This is a genomic window from Bradyrhizobium sp. BWA-3-5, from assembly GCF_032917985.1.
GTDB lineage: Bacteria > Pseudomonadota > Alphaproteobacteria > Rhizobiales > Xanthobacteraceae > Bradyrhizobium.
In genome coordinates, this window is the sequence record NZ_CP136626.1 from 291903 (window position 1) to 309696 (window position 17794).

Consider the following 17794-nt stretch of genomic DNA (forward strand, 5'->3'; position numbering starts at 1 on the left):
GATATCGCTGCGCTCATCCGGGCTACGGGACAGGCGCCCATGAGCATTGCCGAAGTCTACGATGTCCCCGTGTCACCGCTGGTGCCGCCGAGCCCGCCCCGCGCGCCCGACAACATGTCGCTGTTCGCCAGGCTGAAGGCGATCCGCGAAAGCCCGATCGGGATGTGGGGCCAGCCGGCCTATGAGGAAGATATCATCCGGGGCCGCTTCTTCGGCCGCAACAGCTTCATTCTCAATGTGCCCGATGCGATCAAGCATGTGCTGGTCGACAATTTCGAAAACTATACGCGCACCCCGGTCAGCTTCCGGGTGCTGCGTCCGATCCTCGGCCAGGGGCTTTTGATTGCCGAAGGACGCGCGTGGAAGCATCAGCGCCGGACGCTGGCGCCGGCGTTCACGCCGCGCGCGGTGACGACGCTCATTCCGCATATGCTGGCCGCGACCGACGAGACCGTCGCCAAGCTCCGCGCGGCGAGCAATGCACCGGTCGACCTGCGCGAGGCGATGCAGCGCATGACGCTGGAGATCGCGGGTCGCACGATGTTCTCGTTCGGCATGGAGCAACACGGCGCCGCCTTGCGCGATTTCGTGATGGAGTATGGCGAGCACCTGGCGCGGCCGCATTTTCTCGATCTGCTGCTGCCGTTGAGCTGGCCGAGCCCGCAGGATTTCAAGCGCGCGCGTTTCCGCAAGCGCTGGACCGCCTTCGTCGGCATGCTGATGGCCGAGCGCCGCGCCGCCGGCAAGAAAGCCGGCGCTCCGGCGCGCGACCTGTTCGACCTGATGGGTGAGGCGCGCGATCCCGAAACCGGGCTCGCGTTTACCGACGATCAGCTCGGCGATCAGGTCGCGACCATGATCCTCGCCGGTCATGAGACGACGGCGACCGCGCTGTTCTGGGCGCTCTATCTTCTGGCGCTCGATCCCTTAACGCAGGAGGAGGTGGCGCGGGAAGTGGAGGGCGCAAGCGTCAGTGGCGCGCTCGATCTCGACAGGCTGAAATTCACCCGCGCCGTGATGGACGAGACGATGCGGCTCTATCCGCCGGCGTTCCTTATCGCGCGTGCGGCTGGCGGGCCGGACACGATCGCGGGACTGCCGATCAGCAAGAAGGACGTCATCCTGATCGCGCCGTGGATCCTGCACCGGCACGAAAAACTCTGGCGCAATCCGAACGCCTTCATCCCGTCCCGTTTCATGACGGGAACGCCGCCCGACCGCTTCGCCTATCTGCCGTTCGGCGTCGGCGCCCGCGTCTGCATCGGCGCGCATTTCGCGCTGGTCGAGGCGACGCTGGCGCTCGCCAAGATGATCGGCGCGTTCCGCGTGACGCTGGTCGACAAGGAACCGGTGAAGCCGATCGGCGTGGTGACGACGCAGCCTGACCGCTCGCCGATGTTTACCATCACGCCCCGGTAGTGCTTTTGTGATCGGATGGATTGCCCGTGCGCGTAACAAAACGCGCCCGGCAACGAATGAATAGCTTGCGAAGCGGCCTCAGGACCGTCATCTAGGTTGCCAGCATGAGCGATACCCAGGCCCAGTTCTCCGTTCTGCGCCAGACCGCCGATCCCGCGGTGGTCGACGCCATTTCGCAACTGATCGCCAAGGGTGAGGACCGCGACCTCAACCGGATCAACTTGCTCGATTTTGCCGCGCGCTACGGGCTCGACGAGGAAAAGGTGATCTCCGCCTTTCTGCATTCGGCGCGGCTCGGGCTGTTCGATCTCACCTGGAACGTGCTGTGCCCCGGCTGCGGCGGCGTGCTCGGCGCGCACAACACGCTCAAATCGCTTCGTCACGACGACTATAATTGCGCACTCTGCGCGCAAGGCTATGAAGCCTCCGTCGACGATCGCGTCGAGGTCGCTTTTACGGTGAGCCCACGCGTCCGGCGCATCGCCGCGCATGACCCGAGCACGCTGCCGATCTGGGAATATAACCGCCAGATGTTCTGGAGCTCGGGGATGGACCTGAGCGAGGAATCGATCCAGCGGCTGATCGACGAGGTTTCGCTCGAGGCCATCGAGCTGCCGCCGGGCGAGAAGGCGGTGCTGTCGCTGCAACTGCCCAATCAGTTCGTCATCGTGTTCGAGCCGGTGACGCATTCGGCGCATTTCTTCGACGTCCAGGGCGAGCCGAGCCGCGAGCGGCAGCAGTTTTCGGTCGTGTTCAACAAGCTGCATGCGCCGACGGGCTCGACCGTGATGCGGCCGGGACCGCTGCGCCTAGCGCTGGAGAACCAGACCGATACGCGGGTGCTGCCCGGGGTCTGGGTCGCGAACGACACGCTCCATGAGTTGCTCGGCAAGCGCAAGCCGATCCTCACCGCCAAGCGGATGCTGTCCAACCAGACGTTTCGCGACGTGTTCAAGGCTGATAATCTCAACGTCGATCAGCGGCTGAAGATCACCTCGCTGACCTTCCTGTTCACCGATCTGAAGGGCTCCACGGCGCTTTACGAGCGGGTTGGCGATCTCGCTGCCTTCGATCTGGTGCGGGCGCATTTCCACGCGCTGCTCGACATCATCGCGTCCGAAAAGGGCGCTGTCGTGAAGACGATCGGCGACGCCGTGATGGCGACCTTCATTCGGCCCGAGCATGCGATCGTCGCGGGCTTGCGCATGCGCGCGGCGATGGCGGCGCTCAATGCCGAGCGTGGCCGCGAGGATTTGATCGTCAAGATCGGCATCCACGAGGGCCCATGCCTCGCGGTGATGCTGAACGAGCGGCAGGATTATTTCGGCCAGACCGTCAACATCGCTTCCAGGGTGCAGAGCCTGTCGACCTCGCAGGAGATCCACATCACCGGATCCATTATCGAGTCGCCGGCCGTCGCCTCGATCCTTCAGAAGGAGGCGATCCGGCCGATCCAGAAGGAAGCCGCGCTGCGCGGCATCGCCGACAAGATGGTGGTGTACGAGATACCGTAACTTGACCAGTCGGTTCGTTCTCGGGCAAATGCGAATCATTTGCAACTGTATTGTCGTGCTGTCCTGTAGCGACGTCGGCGGCGGCTACAGGTCCATCTTCGAGAAGCGCGACCCTAACCTCAGCCCGCGCACTTCAAACGTGACGGCGATTTAATCTGCATGCGCAGCCGGGCGTTGATTGCGGCGGTCGCATTTTCAACCCATATTCGATCGACAGGCTTCTTCACGCATTTGCAGGTGGATTGATGCTCGACGGACTGCGCCAATTCATTGCCGACATCGTCGCGCCCAGCGCCGATACGGATCTCGCGTTTGACGACACCGGCTATCTTCTGGCGGCGACCGCGCTCTTGGTTCATGTCGTCTCGCTCGATGGCGAGCCGAACGCGGCCGAGAAACGCAAGCTGCACAGCCTGATCGAAAGCCGCTTCAAGCTCGATCCCGGCAAGGCCGATCACCTGATCGCGCAGGCGACGCGCGCCGAGGGCGAGGCCGTCGATCTCTATCATTTCACCAGCGTCATCATGCGTTCGGTGAATGAGGAGGGCCGGCTCCGCATCATCGAGATGATGTGGGAGCTCGTCTATGCCGACGGCGATGTCAGCGAGTTCGAGGACAACGTCGTGTGGCGCGCCGCCGATCTGCTTGGGATTTCATCGCGCGATCGGCTCGAGCTCAAGCACAAGGCGGCCGCGCAGCGGCAGCCGGGTTCGGCCGGCGCGGTTTCGAAGACGGCCGATGCGTCGACATGACGGCCGCCGCCACACCCACTGATTGCACGACACTGCGGATGACGAAATTTTAATCTGCGTCCCGGTCTGTCGCGATAACGCGGCGATGATCCTGAAAACATTGAACTTCAATTGCCGAGACGGGAAACGGCGCATGGGCATATGCCATGCACGTGGCTTGCGCCGCACCTCGCCCCTATGCTCTCGTTCCCTTAGCTAAGCAATATCTTTGCAATGACCTAAGAGCATTCGACTGTGACCGAGCGTGTGACGCTGATTACCGGTGCATCAGCGGGGATAGGCACCGAACTGGCGCGCGTTTTTGCGTCACATGGCCATCGTCTGGTGCTGATCGCGCGGCGCGCCGATCGCCTGACGGCGCTTGCCGCCGAAATCACCGCTGCGGGCGGCGCGGCTCCGATCGTCATTCCCTGCGACCTCGTGCAGCCGGACTGCGGCGACAAGATCGCCGCGGCGCTGACATCTGCCGGCGTCGAAGTCGAGTACGTCGTCAACAATGCGGGGTTCGGGCTGTTCGGCAAGGCGGTGCAGCGCGACCGCGCCGATCAGCTCGACATGATCGCGGTCAACATCCGCGCGCTGACCGACCTGTCGCTGCGCTTCTCCGACCAGTTGATCCGCAACCGCGGCGGGCTTCTGAACGTCGGCTCGATTGCGGGCTTTCTGCCTGGCCCGGGAATGGCGATCTATTACGCTACCAAGGCCTATGTGCTTTCGTTCACGGAGGCGATGCGCGCCGAACTCGCGCCGCATGGCGTGCGTGTCACGGTGCTGTGTCCAGGTCCGGTGCCATCGGAATTCCAGGCCCGCGCCGGCTTCCGGCCCGGTTTCGATTCGGCGGTTCTCAAGGTTTTGCCCGCCGACGTCGCCCAGCAGGCCTATCGCGGATTGATGGCTAACAAACGTGCAGTGATGCCGGGCATCGGCATCAAGATTGTGCCATTCCTGCTGCGCCTGTTTCCGCGCTCCTTCATTCTGGGCGCCGTCGGCCGTCTCCAGCTTCGCCAGCGCTGAAGAATCCCGTGTTTTTCCGGAGGGCGGCGGCCGTTCGCGCCGCATAAGCCGCGCTGGCCGCGTCTGGCCCGGCGTTTGCATTTTTGCGTGTGTGCGTGAACTCACGCGAAATTAAGAATCACTTAGGTATGGTTTCACTTCGAGGTCCCAGGTAACGCCGATGTCGTTCCGGTCGCACAGTGGTCACGAGAACGTGCTGCCCTTCCCGGGTCGCGGCACCTCGGCTGCCTCGGGTCCGGCTCTCAGGCCGGTGCTGATCATCCTGCATCAGGAAACTTCGACGCCAGGCCGGGTCGGCAATGCCCTGCGCGCGCTCGGCTATCCCCTCGACATCCGCCGTCCGCGGTTCGGCGACCCCTTGCCGGAAACGCTGGATGGCCATGCCGGCGCGGTCATCTTCGGCGGGCCGATGAGCGCCAACGATCCCGACGACTATGTCCGTCGCGAGATCGACTGGATCGAAATTCCCTTGCGCGAGCAGCGGCCGTTCCTCGGCATTTGTCTCGGCGCGCAGATGCTGGCCAGGCAACTCGGCGCAGAGGTCGCGCCGCATCGCGAAGGACGTGTGGAGGTCGGCTACTATCCGATCCGCCCGACGGCCGCCGGTCACGCCCTCTGCGCGGACTGGCCTGCGCGCGTCTACCACTGGCATGGCGAAGGATTTCAGCTGCCTCATGGCGCCGAGCTGCTCGCCGAAGGCGACGACTTTCCGGTGCAGGCCTTCCAATCAGGCCATGCGTTCGGCCTGCAGTTTCATCCCGACGTCACCTACGCGATGATGCATCGCTGGACCACGCGCGGCTGCGTGCGGATGGAATCGCCGGGAGCGCAGCCGCGTCATCTGCACTTCGAGGGACGCGCGGTCCACGACGTGGCCGAGCGCACCTGGCTGAACAATTTCATTGCGGGCTGGACCATGCGCACGCCGCGCGCCCTTCTGCTGGAGGCCGCCGAATAGCCGCCGCGCGGAATTTCCTCGCGCCTTCGAACGCCTTTCAAAATCCGTCGATGTGATAGTGTTGCGCTCCTGAAGCCTGCAGTTCCGAACGGGCAAAGGGAGGCGACCTCGTGACCTATCAGCATATTCTCTATGAGGTGAGCGACAAGATCGCGACCATCACGCTCAACCGTCCCGACCGCATGAATGCGTGGACCGCGACCATGGAGCGCGATGTGCGGCATGCGATGGAGGCCGCGGCCGGCGACGACAACGTCCGCGTCATCGTGCTGACTGGCGCCGGCCGCGCCTTCTGCGCGGGCGCTGACATGGCGGCGCTGCAGGCCATCGATCCCAGCGAGATCAGGCGCGGCGAGAATACGCCGCCCTTCGACATGGATCGCCGGGCAGACTGGCAGGCCCGCTACGCCTATTATCCGGCGATCCCAAAACCCGTGATCGGCATGCTGAACGGCGCCACCGCCGGCATCGGCCTCGTGCATGCGCTCTACTGCGACCTGCGCTTTGCCGCCGACAACACCGTCTTCACCACCTCGTTCGCGCGCCGCGGGCTGATCGCCGAGCACGGCATCAGCTGGATGCTGCCGCGCATCGTCGGCCATGCCAATGCGCTCGACTTGCTGATGTCCGCGCGGCGGGTCTCCAGCGAGGAGGCGCTGCGGATCGGGCTGGTCAACCGGATCTATGCGCCGGAGCGCTTACGCGAGGAGACCTATGCCTATGCCCGCGATCTCGCCGATTTCGTCTCACCGAGCGCGATTTCCGTGATCAAGCGCCAGCTCTACGACGTGCCGTTCCAGACGCTGGCCGAGGCGACGATCGACGCCAACCGCGAAATGCAAATCGCGCTGAAGGGCAGTGACTTTAAGGAGGGCGTGGCGAGTTTTGTGGAGAAGCGGCCGCCGCGGTTTACGGGGAAATGAGGGGCTGCCTTGTTGCGGATCCAGCCCGCCGTCGCCCTTCGGGCTATGGCGAGGCAGCCTTCGCTACGAAAGAGGCTTGCCCAGCCGAAGCAGTGCAGCCTGCGAAGGCTGGTGGAGCCAGGCGGGATCGAACCGCCGACCTCGTCATTGCGAACGACGCGCTCTCCCAGCTGAGCTATGGCCCCGTCGCGGCCGTCTCGGAGTGACCCGAAGCAGCCGACAATCGGCGTCATTTACAGTCCGCCCCAAGGCCAAGTCAAGAACAGTGCAAGAAACTTGAAACGGCCGATTTTGGCGTCATTTTGCCGGGAACTTCCCTTGTTTGCGGGGGGATGAACCGATATCTAGCGTTGTACCCCACCTCGCGAGCACCCCCGCCACATGCGTGCCATCCTCGATATCGTCATCATCGTCCTTGACCTCTATGTTTGGCTCCTGATCGCGTCCGCCATCCTGTCCTGGCTGATCGCCTTCAATGTCGTGAACACCCGCAACCAGTTCGTCGCCGCGGTGGCCGAGTTCCTCTACCGGATCACCGAGCCCGCGCTGGCGCCGATCCGCCGCTTCATGCCCAATCTCGGCGGCCTCGATATCTCGCCGATCATCCTGATCCTGATCATCATGTTCATCCAGCGGGTGATCCTCTATTACGTCTATCCCAACGTGATCTGATCGCGGACGCCTAAGGGATGGATCCTTGGCGCTATTCCACCGACGGCGTCAGTATTGCGCTCCGGGTGACGCCGCGAGGCGGCAGGGACGGCATCGACGGTATTGAAACGCTCGCCAACGGGCGTTCCGTGGTCAAGGTTCGCGTCCGCGCCATCGCCGACGGCGGCGAGGCCAACCGTGCGGTTACGGAATTGCTGGCAAAGGTGCTGGGTGTGCCGAAGGCGCGGGTAAACATTCTTTCAGGCACGACCTCGCGCCTGAAGCAGGTTGCCGTCGAGGGTGATCCCAAAATTCTCGGCGAGACACTCCGGAAGGCGACCGCCGCCAAAGCATGATCCGGACCGGTACGGCCGCGTAGCGCAAAGTGGGCACCGGTTTTCCGAAAAGATCATGCGCAAACTGAAGACAAAGGATTGAGATGACGGCACGCATTATCGACGGAAAGGTCATTGCCGCAGAGCTTCGCGCCCGCGTCGCGGACGAGGTAGCGAAGGTCAAGCGCGAGCATCAGCTGACGCCGGGCCTGGCGGTGGTGTTGGTCGGCAACGACCCCGCCAGCGAGGTCTATGTCCGCAGCAAGCATACCCAGACCCAGGCCGCCGGCATGGCCTCGTTCGAGCACAAGCTGCCCGATGACGTCGCGCAGGCCGATCTGCTGGCGCTGATCGCAAAGCTCAACGGCGATCCCGCCGTGCACGGCATTCTCGTGCAATTGCCGCTGCCGAAATCGATTCACACCGAGACCATCATCAACGCGATCGATCCGGCCAAGGATGTCGACGGCCTGCATCCCAACAATGCGGGACGGCTGGCCGGCGGCTTTGCCGCGCTGTCGCCGTGCACGCCGCTCGGCTGCATCATCCTGACCAAGAGCGTGCACGCCTCGCTGGAGGGCATGAACGCGATCGTCATTGGCCGCTCCAACCTGGTCGGCCGTCCGCTGGTGCAATTGCTGCTCAATGAAAACGCGACGGTGACGATCGCTCATTCGCGCTCAAAGGATCTGCCGCAACTCTGCGCCCGCGCCGATCTGGTCTATGCCGCGGTCGGCAAGCCCGAAATGGTCCGCGCCGACTGGATCAAGCCGGGGGCCACCGTGATCGACGTCGGCATCAACCGCCTGCCGGGCGCCCAGGGCAAGACGCGTCTGGTGGGCGACGTCGCGTTCACGGAGGTTTCGGAGGTTGCCGGCGCGATTACGCCGGTGCCCGGCGGGGTCGGGCAGATGACAGTGGCGTGCCTGCTGGTGAACACGTTACGCGCGGCCTGTGCGATCAAGGGGCTGCCGAAGCCGGGGGTGTGAAGGTTGTCTTCACTCCCTCTCCCCGCAGGGGCGGGGCGAGGGAGCCTTCTCGTCACCCGCCGCGGGCATTTGGGACGCGAGAGTCGCTACTTCTTCTTCGCGCGCTCGATACCTTCCAGGATCAGCCGGTGAGCGTCCTCGGCTCCCAACCAGCGCAGCACCTTCACCCATTTGCCCTTTTCGAGATCCTTGTAGTGCTCGAAGAAGTGCTGGATCTGCTGCAGCGTGATGTCGGGCAGGTCGTTGTAGTTCCGGACCTTGTCATAGCGCTGGGTCAGCTTCGAGGACGGCACCGCGATGATCTTCTCATCGCCGCCGGCCTCGTCTTCCATCAGCAGCACGCCGACGGGCCGCACGCTCATCACGGCGCCCGGCACGATCGCGCGGGTGTTGGCGATCAGGACGTCGCAGGGATCGCCGTCGCCCGACAGCGTATGCGGGATGAAGCCGTAATTGCCGGGATAGCGCATCGCCGTATAGAGGAAGCGATCGACCACCAGCGTACCGGCTTCTTTGTCCATCTCGTATTTGATCGGCTCGCCGCCAACCGGCACCTCGATAATGACGTTGACGTCGTGTGGCGGATTTACACCGATCGGGATGGCGTCAATGCGCATAAGGGACTCCGCTTGGCGTTACAGGTCGCGCCCGGAATCAGGCGCGCATCCGGGTCCCTTTAGACCGGCGGCGGAGCAGGGAAAAGCCTCAATTAGACTCAGTTGGTCCAGGCGAAGGCGACCTTATCGAGCGACTTGTGCCCGAATTTCTCGGAGGAACGAGCTACCATCCGGCCGCCGAGCGCGCGGTAGAATTCCGTCGCCGGGTCATTATCCGAAAGCGCCCAGATCACCATGCTCTTCAGGCCGCTCTGCATCAGGTCACGCCGGGCTGATGTGAACAGGCGGCGGCCGAAGCCGAGGCCCTGGAATTCCGGCCGCAGATAGAGCTCGTAGATCTCGCCTTCGAAATGCAGGCTGCGGGCGCGGTTGCGGCCGTAATTGGCGTAGCCCGCGACCTTGTCGCCGAACACCAGCACGCTGACGCGGCTGCCTTTGCGAATCGCGCTGTCCCACCATTGCGGGCCGCGACGGTTAATAAGTTTTTCGAGCTCGGCGCCGGGAATGATGCCCTGATAGGCGGAGCGCCAGGCTTCATCATGGGTAGACGCCACCGCAGCTGCGTCTGCAGCTTTGGCCGGTCGGACCTCGATCAGGGTTGTGCTCATGTCCTAATCAAAGCAAGTCGGCGGGCCGGCTTCAAGGTCCATCGTTAATTATCGGTTAACCTGTGGATTTTCTGCATCAGTTAACGCGTCCATATGTATCGAAAGAGGACAAGCGGTTGCCGTAGCGGGCGTTTCGTCGCCAGGGCCGTAGCGAAATGGTTGTCAGAATCATCCATGGCACGCGCTCCGAGAATGCCGCTCACGGAAAAATGCACTGGATTTGATTCGCCGGCGGTATTCTGCTGGCGACTTCGCAACTGCTCCCACCTTCGGCTCAATCAGGTCATCTCATGCGTCCGCCAACCGTGCTTGTTGCGCTGGTTCTCGCTGCCGCGCTCGGTGTGGAAAGCGCGGCTGCGCAGACGGGCCTCGGCGCGCAAGGTACGGAAGGCGAGCCGCATCGGCTGCAGCAATGGCGGGTGCCCTCCGCCGATTCCGGCGCCACCGCGCGCGCCGTGCTGTTCAGGCCGCCGGGCGAGGGACCGTTTCCACTTGCGGTGATCGCGCACGCTACCACGCAGAACGTCTTGCGGCGGGCGCAGATGCCGCAGCCCGAATATCGCGCGCTCGCCGCCTGGCTGGTGGCGCGCGGCTTTGCCGTGCTGGTTCCGGAGCGGCCGGGCCATGGCGCGGGCGGAAAGTATCTCGAGGACCAGGGCGGCTGCGATGAAGCGGACTATGCGCGCGCCGGCCGCGCTACGGCGGATGAGATCGCCGCCGCGATCGGTCTGCTGCGCAAGCAGTCCTTCATCCGGCCCGGAGGATCGGTTGTGATCGGCCATTCGGCTGGCGGCTGGGGCGCGCTGGCGCTGGCCGGCGACGACAGCGTCGCCGCGATCATCGCGTTCGCGCCGGGACGCGGCGGGCATGCCAACGATCTTCCCGGCAAGGTCTGCGCGCCGCATACGCTGATTTCAGCCGCAAACGAATTCGGCAAGGCCGCGCGCGCAAAAGTAACCTGGCTGGTGGCCGCCAATGACAGCTATTTCTCGCCGGCATTCTCCAGGCAATTGGCGGATGCATTCCGCGCTGGCGGCGGCAAGGTCGATTTCCGCGTGCTGCCGGCCCATGGCAGCGAGGGACACTGGCTGGCGGAGACCGCGAGCGGCGTCGCACTCGCCGGCACTGAGATCGACCGCGCCCTGAAGGCGCGATCGGCGGCGGCGGGGAAGAAGCGATGACGCTGTATTTCATCATCAAATATCTGCATGTGCTCGGCGCCACCGTCATTCTCGGCACCGGCACGGGCATCGCGTTCTTCATGCTGATGGCGCATCGCGGCCGCGATGTCGCCTTCGTCGCGCGCACGGCGGAGACCGTCGTCATCGCCGACATGCTGTTCACGCTGACGGCGGTGCTGCTGCAGCCGGTGAGCGGGGCCGCGCTGATGTGGTTGTCCGCCACGGCATGGAGCGAACGCTGGCTGATGGTCTCGCTCGCCTTCTATGCGGTGGCGGGGCTGTTCTGGGTGCCAGTCGCCTTCATGCAGATCGAGATGCGTGATCTCGCGCGCAAGGCGACCGAGCACAATCAGGAGCTGTCTCCCCGCTATTTCGCACTTTTCCACCGCTGGTTTCTGTTCGGGATTCCCGGGTTCGGCTCGGTCATGGCTATTCTGTGGCTGATGATCGCCAAACCGTTCTAGACAGCATGAACGCCGACATCAGAAAAATACTCGTGCTCGGCGCTTCCGGTCTGATCGGTTGCTTCATCACGCGCGACCTGCGTATCCGTGGATTTCCAGTGGTGGGCGTCGCCCGCAAACTGTCGGCGTCGCAGAAGACCGGCGCGCACGATCTCGAACTGCCGCTGATGTCGATGGAGGCATCCGCGCTGACGAAGCTGATGTGCGACCATCGCATCGACGTCGTCGTCAACTGCCTCGGCGTCCTGCAGGACGGCCCCGGCAGCGACACCGGCGCCGTGCACCGCGATTTTGTGACACGGCTGCTGAAGGCGATCAAACACAGCCGCCGTGCGATCCGCCTCGTGCATATCTCTATTCCCGGCACGACCGAAACCGACCAGACCAACTTCAGCACCACCAAGCGCGAGGGCGAGCGCTTGATCGCGGAGTCCGGCGTTGCCTACACGATCCTGCGGCCCGGCTTCGTGGTGGCGCTGGCGGCCTATGGCGGCAGCGCCATGATGCGTTCGCTCGCGGCCTATCCGTTCGATCTTCCCGACGACGAACAGGCCACGCCGTTCCAGCCGATTGCGATGGAGGACATCGCCGCGACCATTGCCTGGCTCGCCGCGCGCGATCCAGGCGAAGCCAATGGCGAGACCTGGGACCTTATGCAGGAGGCGCCGGTCACGCTCGGCGGCGTGGTCGATCACTTCCGCCATGCGCTCGGCACCCGCGAATGGCCGCGCATCGCGATGCCGGCGTTGCTGCTCGATCTCGGTGCCAGACTCGGCGACCTCGCCAACCTGTTCGGCTGGATGCCGCCGATGCGCAGCACCGCGATCGCCGAGCTGCGCCGCGGCGTCAAAGGCAACCCCGCGCGATGGATTCGCGCCACCGGCATCACGCCGAAATCCATCGCGGAGATGGCCGCGCAGCGGCCGGCGACCATTCAGGACAAATGGTTTGCCCGGTTGTTTCCGATCAAGGCGGTGATCATCGCAAGCTCCGTTGCGTTCTGGGTGATGTCGGGCTTTATCGCGCTGGTGATCTCCTACGACGCGGCGGCCGATATCCTGCGCAGCCATAATTTTCCGGCCCGGCTCGTCGACCCCATCACCGTCGGCACCAGCCTGATGGACATGAGCATCGGTGTCTTGATCGCGTTCCGCCGCACCTCGGCATTCGGCCTGATCGCGGGTATCATGGCCTCGCTCGGCTATATGTTTGGTGCGGCAATCCTGACGCCGGATCTCTGGATCGAGCCGCTGGGCGCGCTGGTGAAGACCGGTCCTGCCATCGTGCTGATGCTGGTGGCGTTCTTGACGCTGGATAATAGATGACTGGCAAATGGCCTGACGATGACGTCATTCTCTACGAGGGCGTCTGCATCTTCTGCTCACGCTGGGTCCGCTTCGTCGCCACGCGCGACGTTGAACGAAAATTTCGCTTCACCGCAATCCAGTCGCCCTACGGCACCAGACTCGCGCAAACGTTCGGCATCGATCCCGATGATCCCGATACCAACGCGGTCGTGCATGGCGGCGTGGCATGGCTGAAGTCCGACGCGGCGCTGACGGTGCTGAGCCAGTTGCCGCGATGGGGCTGGGTGCGCGTCCTGTTCGCCGTGCCCAAGCCGCTGCGCGATGCGGTGTACAGCCTCGTGGCGCGCAATCGCTACCGGATTTTTGGGAAGTATGACGAGTGTTTTGTTCCCGATGCGGATATGCGGGCACGGGTGATGGAGTAGATTAAGGTGCCCCGGCGGTGAGATAATCACTTCGTCGACGCCGCCAGAACCTCTCCCGCCGCCCGCTCGCCGCTGTCCCGTGCCCCATGCGCGGTCGTGAAAAAATCCGGCGAGGTCGCTTCGCCGGCAAAGAACAGCCTGTTGTCGACGGGTGCGGCGAGCACGGCGCGGTCGCCGGCGTGTCCTGGCAGCGCGTGCGAATATGATCCGCGCGCAAACGGATCGTGGGCCCAGCGCGATTCCGCGAGCGGCTTCAGCCTGCGGCGGAAATCATTGCCGAGGAAGGAGACGATCTCGTCGATGCCGGCCGCGGCCAGCGTGCCATCGCCGGCGTCCTCCAGCGATTGCGCGAAGCGGCCGCCGAAAAAACCCTCGATGCAGGGCTGGCCGAACGGGCGGATGTGATAGGCGCCCATGCCGGTGCGCATGGTGGCGCCGCGCAGATTGCCCTCGACGGGCAGCGACTCAGCATCCTCCAGCGCCAGTGTGATCTTGTCGGCAAGGCCGAGCGGCAGGCCGCGCGCGGCGTCGACTTTTGCGGGCAGAGCGGGATGGAAGCGGATCGCTTCATCCGCGATCAAGTTGGTCGGCACAGTGACGATGACCTTGTCCGCCTCCATCGTGCCGCGCGACGTTTCGATGCGGATGCGCTTTGCGGAATGATCGATCAGCGTCACCGCGCAATTGAGCGCCACCGGACATGAGGCGCCATAAGCTGCAACGAGAGCGCCATAGCCGCGGCGGACGCGCCAGTTGATATCGGTGTCCTCGTAGGCGGCCATGTCGAGAATGGAGACCTGATCGAGCTCCCGTCCGTTCACGTAGGTCGAGATCGCATCGATCATCGGATTCCAGCGATTGCCGGGCTCGAGATAGAGACTGGCGGCGCCGTCGCGACCCGTCTTGACGGCCTCCGTCGCCGCTTGCTCGGCGCGCGCGTAGAATGCGTTCAGCGCGTCGATGAAATTGTCGCGGTCGGCTTGTGGAAACGCCTCGCCATAGGCGCGCTCGCGCCAGGGCGGCAGGGCCCGGTTGATCTCGAAGCCAAGCTGTTTGGCAATCGCGACGAACGAGTTTCTATCCGCCGAATGCAGCCAGCCGCATCCGACATCGAACGTGACGTCGGGCGAGGCCATGATGGTATGCGCCCGGCCGCCGAGGCGGTCGCGCGCCTCCAGGACGATGGCGGAAAGGCCTGAATCCTTCAGCGCATTGGCGGCGCCGAGGCCGGCGGCACCGGCGCCGATGATGGCGACATCGACGGAGGAGGGCAGGGAGGTCATGGCACGGCTGTAGCACGTTAGACGCCGTGCCAGAAGCGGCCTCGAGCATGGCCGTCATCGCGAAGGGAGGACGATGCTATCACGTCCCGGACGCGGCGCAGCCTAGGCGATGCGAAGCATCGTCCGGTAACGCTGCTCCGCTGAGCCGGGACCCGCAAAGTGCCACGAGCGCTGGGCCCCGGCTCAGCAGCGCACCGCTATCGCGCTGCGCTGCTGAGCCGGGGCACGAGACCTGTCTACGCCACCGCTTCCTTGGCCTTTTCCGCGCGCTTGCGATCGTTGGCGTCCAGAAACTTCTTGCGCAGGCGGATCGACTTCGGGGTCACCTCGACCAGCTCGTCGTCCTCGATATAGGCCAGCGCCTTTTCCAGCGTCATCCGGATCGGCGGCGTCAGGCGCACCGCTTCGTCCTTGGAGGTGGTGCGGATGTTGGTGAGTTGCTTGCCCTTGAGCACGTTGATCTCGAGGTCGTTGTCGCGGGTGTGCTCGCCGACGATCATGCCCTTGTAGACCTTCCAGCCCGGCTCGATCATCATCGGACCGCGGTCTTCCAGCTTGAACATGGCATAGGCCACCGCCTCGCCCTGGTCGTTGGAAATCAGGACGCCGTTGCGGCGGCCCTGGATGTCGCCCTTGTAGTTGGCATAGCCGTGGAACAGGCGGTTCATGATCGCGGTGCCGCGGGTGTCGGTCAAGAGTTCGCCCTGGTAGCCGATCAGGCCGCGGGTCGGCGCGTAGAACACCAGTCGCAGGCGGTTGCCGCCGGACGGGCGCATCTCGATCATCTCGGCCTTGCGCTCGCTCATCTTCTGCACGACGACGCCGGAATGCTCCTCGTCGACGTCGATCACGACTTCCTCGATCGGCTCCTGCCACGCTCCGGTGGCCTCGTCCTTCTGCAGCACGACGCGCGGACGCGACACCGAAAGCTCAAAGCCCTCGCGGCGCATGGTCTCGATCAGGATCGCGAGCTGCAATTCGCCGCGGCCCGAGACTTCCATGGAATCCTTGTCGGCGGCCTCGACCACGCGCAGCGCGACATTGCCTTCGGCTTCGCGCATCAGGCGGTCGCGGATCATGCGGCTCGTCACCTTGTCGCCTTCGGTGCCGGCGAGCGGCGAGTTGTTGACAATGAACGACATCGAAACCGTCGGCGGATCGATCGGTTGCGCCACCAGCGGCGTCTCGACCGTGGGGTCGCAGAAGGTGTCGGCGACGGTGCCCTTGGTGAGGCCCGCGATGGCGACGATGTCGCCGGCTTCGGCTTCATCCAGCGGCGTGCGCTCGATGCCGCGGAACGCGAGGATCTTGGTGATACGCCCCTGCTCGATGGTCTTGCCATCGGCGCCCAGCACCTTCACCTGCTGGTTCGGCTTGATCGCGCCCGAAGTGATGCGCCCCGTGATGATGCGGCCGAGATAGGGGTTGGCCTCGAGGATGGTGCCGATCATCCGGAACGGGCCCTCTTCGACCGTCGGCGGCGCGACGTGGCGCACGATCAGGTCGAATAGCGGCTGCATGCCGGCGTCGTGCGAGCCGTCGGGGCTGTCGGCCATCCAGCCCTGCTTAGCCGACCCGTAAAGAATCGGGAAATCGAGCTGCTCCTCGCTGGCGTCGAGCGCCGCGAACAGATCGAACACTTCGTTGATGACTTCGGTCGGACGTGCGTCGGGGCGGTCGACCTTGTTAATGACGACGATCGGCTTCAGCCCGACCTTGAGCGCCTTGGAGACCACGAATTTGGTCTGCGGCAGCGGGCCTTCGGCGGCGTCGACCAGCACCAGCGCGCCGTCCACCATGTTGAGGATGCGCTCGACCTCGCCGCCGAAATCGGCGTGGCCGGGGGTGTCGACGATGTTGATGCGGGTGTCCTTCCACTGCACCGAAGCAGCCTTGGCCAGAATGGTGATGCCGCGCTCGCGCTCCAGGTCGTTGGAGTCCATCGCGCGCTCGGTCACCTTCTGGTTCTCGCGATAGGTGCCGGATTGCTGCAGCAGGCGGTCGACGAGGGTGGTCTTGCCGTGGTCGACGTGGGCGATGATGGCGACGTTACGAAGGTTCATGGCTCTTCTTCTGGTCGTGCAATGGTGGACGCGCGATCTCACCGGAAAGCCGGGATCCACTGTTCCGAATCGCGCTGCTCAAATCCTGGAATACTGGCGCGTGATGACGCTTCTTCGAATCGTCATCCAGCTCCATGTCTTCTGTTTGAGCATGACCTGTTCAGAAAACCGGGACCCGGTTATCCGGATCATGCTCCGGGGCGCTTTCCCCCCAAAAAGGAAGCCCGGCCAAAAGGACCGGGCACACCTTACGCGTTGCGGCGCAATATATTCAGAAAACGCCAAAAAACAATGGTTTGTTTGGCATTTGGTTAGCCGATTTGGGCCAGTGCGTCCTAGTTGCCCCTGCCGGGGTCGGGATAGATTCCCCGCAAAACCTCCTCAAAATGGCCTTTCACGGCCTCGTTGCAGCGACAGGAGCGGTTTCGCAGCATTTCCGCGTTGCGGATCAGGATCGAGCCGCGCCGGGTCTCCAGGGTGCCCTCCGCCTTGAAGGTCTGGATCACCCGGCTGGTGTAGGAGCGGCCGACGCCGAGCAAGGTCGCCAACTGCTCATGCGTAAGCGGCACGCTGTCCCCGTCGTCGGTGCGCTCCATCGCCGAAATGATCCATTTGGCCGTGCGCTGCTCGATCGAATGGATCGCATTGCAGGCGGTAGATTGGAAAATCTGCGCCAGCAGGCAATCTGCGTAGCGCGCAAAGATATTGCTCAGCGTGCGCGACCGGGCCTTCGCGGCATCGAGCTTGCTCACCGGTAGCCGAACGAAGGGGCCTGCGAACTTCACGATGATGCGGGTATAGGCCGGCAGATTGCCCTGGCTGACGATGCCGCCGACGGCGCCCTCTCGTCCGATCAAAATGGTTTCGACGTCGCGTCCGTCCTCGTTGGCGACCATGTAGGAGACGAGGCTGGGACCGCAGGGAAAATGCACCGTCTCGACATTGTCGCCGGGGCTGTAGAGCAAATCATTCGGACCGCTGTCGGCCGCTACCAGGTGCGGAGCGATTAGAGCGTAATCGGCATCATTCAAACGGCGCAGCAGATTATTGAACGGCCGCTCTCCGGCCGTGCCGTTCTGTCGCGTGAGCATGAAAGTTCCCTTGTCCCTCCGAGCGACAATAATCGGTTTGCCTCCTGCGATATGTGCACAAGTGGACAGACGGTAGAACGTTCGTGTGGTGGTTTCAGTTCCGGAACCGGCGGATGCGCTTCGTATAAGGCGTCAGCCCTCAGCCGAAATTTCCGGGACCTCGGCCCGGATCTCCGAAACAAGCTTCAGACTTGGAACTT

18 protein-coding genes and 1 tRNA gene are annotated in these 17794 nt (G+C 63.9%); 13 read left to right on the forward strand and 6 right to left on the reverse strand.

The window, feature by feature from the left end:
• Positions 1–39: 39 nt before the first annotated feature.
• The 6 genes from RX331_RS01370 (at position 40) to RX331_RS01395 (ending at position 6580) form a co-directional block, all read left to right on the forward strand.
• Entirely contained in the window at positions 40–1419 is a 1380-nt protein-coding gene (locus tag RX331_RS01370; RefSeq protein WP_317254884.1) for a cytochrome P450, read from the forward strand.
• A gap of 104 nt (positions 1420–1523) precedes the next feature.
• The gene (locus tag RX331_RS01375) at positions 1524–2933 is read left to right on the forward strand and encodes an adenylate/guanylate cyclase domain-containing protein (RefSeq protein ID WP_317254885.1); all 1410 of its coding nucleotides are present in this window, start codon (positions 1524–1526) and stop codon (positions 2931–2933) included.
• A gap of 245 nt (positions 2934–3178) precedes the next feature.
• The gene (locus RX331_RS01380; RefSeq protein ID WP_317254886.1) at positions 3179–3685 is read left to right on the forward strand and encodes a TerB family tellurite resistance protein; all 507 of its coding nucleotides are present in this window, start codon (positions 3179–3181) and stop codon (positions 3683–3685) included.
• 234 nt (positions 3686–3919) lie between these two features.
• Complete coding sequence (locus tag RX331_RS01385) at positions 3920–4699, forward strand: SDR family oxidoreductase (protein WP_317254887.1); 780 nt, start codon at positions 3920–3922, stop codon at positions 4697–4699.
• Between the two features lie 160 nt (positions 4700–4859).
• A complete protein-coding gene (locus RX331_RS01390) occupies positions 4860–5657 on the forward strand; it encodes a glutamine amidotransferase (RefSeq protein WP_317254888.1) in 798 nt (265 codons plus the stop codon).
• A gap of 110 nt (positions 5658–5767) precedes the next feature.
• Positions 5768–6580: an enoyl-CoA hydratase gene (locus RX331_RS01395; protein WP_317254889.1), complete on the forward strand. Its 813-nt coding sequence runs from the start codon at positions 5768–5770 to the stop codon at positions 6578–6580.
• 109 nt (positions 6581–6689) lie between these two features.
• Here RX331_RS01395 and RX331_RS01400 read toward each other — a convergent pair.
• Positions 6690–6765 (reverse strand) — tRNA-Ala (locus RX331_RS01400).
• A gap of 196 nt (positions 6766–6961) precedes the next feature.
• Between RX331_RS01400 and RX331_RS01405 the strand changes: the two genes are divergently transcribed.
• The 3 genes from RX331_RS01405 (at position 6962) to folD (ending at position 8555) form a co-directional block, all read left to right on the forward strand.
• Complete coding sequence (locus tag RX331_RS01405) at positions 6962–7252, forward strand: YggT family protein (protein WP_283031438.1); 291 nt, start codon at positions 6962–6964, stop codon at positions 7250–7252.
• Between the two features lie 17 nt (positions 7253–7269).
• Positions 7270–7587: a DUF167 domain-containing protein gene (locus RX331_RS01410; RefSeq protein WP_317254890.1), complete on the forward strand. Its 318-nt coding sequence runs from the start codon at positions 7270–7272 to the stop codon at positions 7585–7587.
• A gap of 83 nt (positions 7588–7670) precedes the next feature.
• Positions 7671–8555 (forward strand): bifunctional methylenetetrahydrofolate dehydrogenase/methenyltetrahydrofolate cyclohydrolase FolD, encoded by an 885-nt coding sequence (gene folD / locus RX331_RS01415; protein WP_317254891.1) that lies wholly within the window; start codon positions 7671–7673, stop codon positions 8553–8555.
• Between the two features lie 86 nt (positions 8556–8641).
• Here the strand turns inward: folD and ppa are convergent, their stop codons facing one another.
• Positions 8642–9172, reverse strand: coding sequence for an inorganic diphosphatase (ppa, locus tag RX331_RS01420; RefSeq protein WP_317254892.1), 531 nt, complete (start codon positions 9170–9172; stop codon positions 8642–8644).
• Positions 9173–9270: 98 nt separating this feature from the next.
• Positions 9271–9780, reverse strand: coding sequence for a GNAT family N-acetyltransferase (locus RX331_RS01425; protein ID WP_317254893.1), 510 nt, complete (start codon positions 9778–9780; stop codon positions 9271–9273).
• A 290-nt stretch (positions 9781–10070) separates the two neighbouring features.
• Here RX331_RS01425 and RX331_RS01430 point away from each other — a divergent pair, with 290 nt between their 5' ends.
• From RX331_RS01430 to RX331_RS01445, 4 genes are read left to right on the forward strand one after another with little or no spacing between them, the layout of a single operon-like run.
• Positions 10071–10961, forward strand: coding sequence for an alpha/beta hydrolase family protein (locus tag RX331_RS01430; protein WP_317254894.1), 891 nt, complete (start codon positions 10071–10073; stop codon positions 10959–10961).
• The gene (locus tag RX331_RS01435; RefSeq protein WP_317254895.1) at positions 10958–11425 is read left to right on the forward strand and encodes a DUF2269 domain-containing protein; all 468 of its coding nucleotides are present in this window, start codon (positions 10958–10960) and stop codon (positions 11423–11425) included. Before RX331_RS01430 ends, RX331_RS01435 begins: the two co-directional genes overlap by 4 nt.
• A 5-nt stretch (positions 11426–11430) precedes the next feature.
• Positions 11431–12750: an SDR family oxidoreductase gene (locus RX331_RS01440; protein ID WP_317254896.1), complete on the forward strand. Its 1320-nt coding sequence runs from the start codon at positions 11431–11433 to the stop codon at positions 12748–12750.
• On the forward strand, positions 12747–13157 hold the full coding sequence (locus RX331_RS01445) for a thiol-disulfide oxidoreductase DCC family protein (protein WP_317254897.1): 411 nt from the start codon (positions 12747–12749) through the stop codon (positions 13155–13157). The genes RX331_RS01440 and RX331_RS01445 overlap by 4 nt, the downstream gene beginning before the upstream one ends.
• Positions 13158–13183: 26 nt before the next feature.
• On the opposite strand, the gene RX331_RS01450 is transcribed toward RX331_RS01445, so the two are convergent.
• The 3 genes from RX331_RS01450 to RX331_RS01460 all read right to left on the reverse strand — a co-directional run bounded on the left by RX331_RS01450 (position 13184) and on the right by RX331_RS01460 (position 17594).
• Entirely contained in the window at positions 13184–14440 is a 1257-nt protein-coding gene (locus RX331_RS01450) for an NAD(P)/FAD-dependent oxidoreductase (RefSeq protein ID WP_317254898.1), read from the reverse strand.
• 236 nt (positions 14441–14676) lie between these two features.
• On the reverse strand, positions 14677–16503 hold the full coding sequence (gene typA, locus RX331_RS01455; protein ID WP_317254899.1) for a translational GTPase TypA: 1827 nt from the start codon (positions 16501–16503) through the stop codon (positions 14677–14679).
• Positions 16504–16838: 335 nt separating this feature from the next.
• Positions 16839–17594, reverse strand: a complete 756-nt coding sequence (locus RX331_RS01460; protein WP_317254900.1) for a Crp/Fnr family transcriptional regulator — start codon at positions 17592–17594, stop codon at positions 16839–16841.
• Positions 17595–17794: the final 200 nt, after the last annotated feature.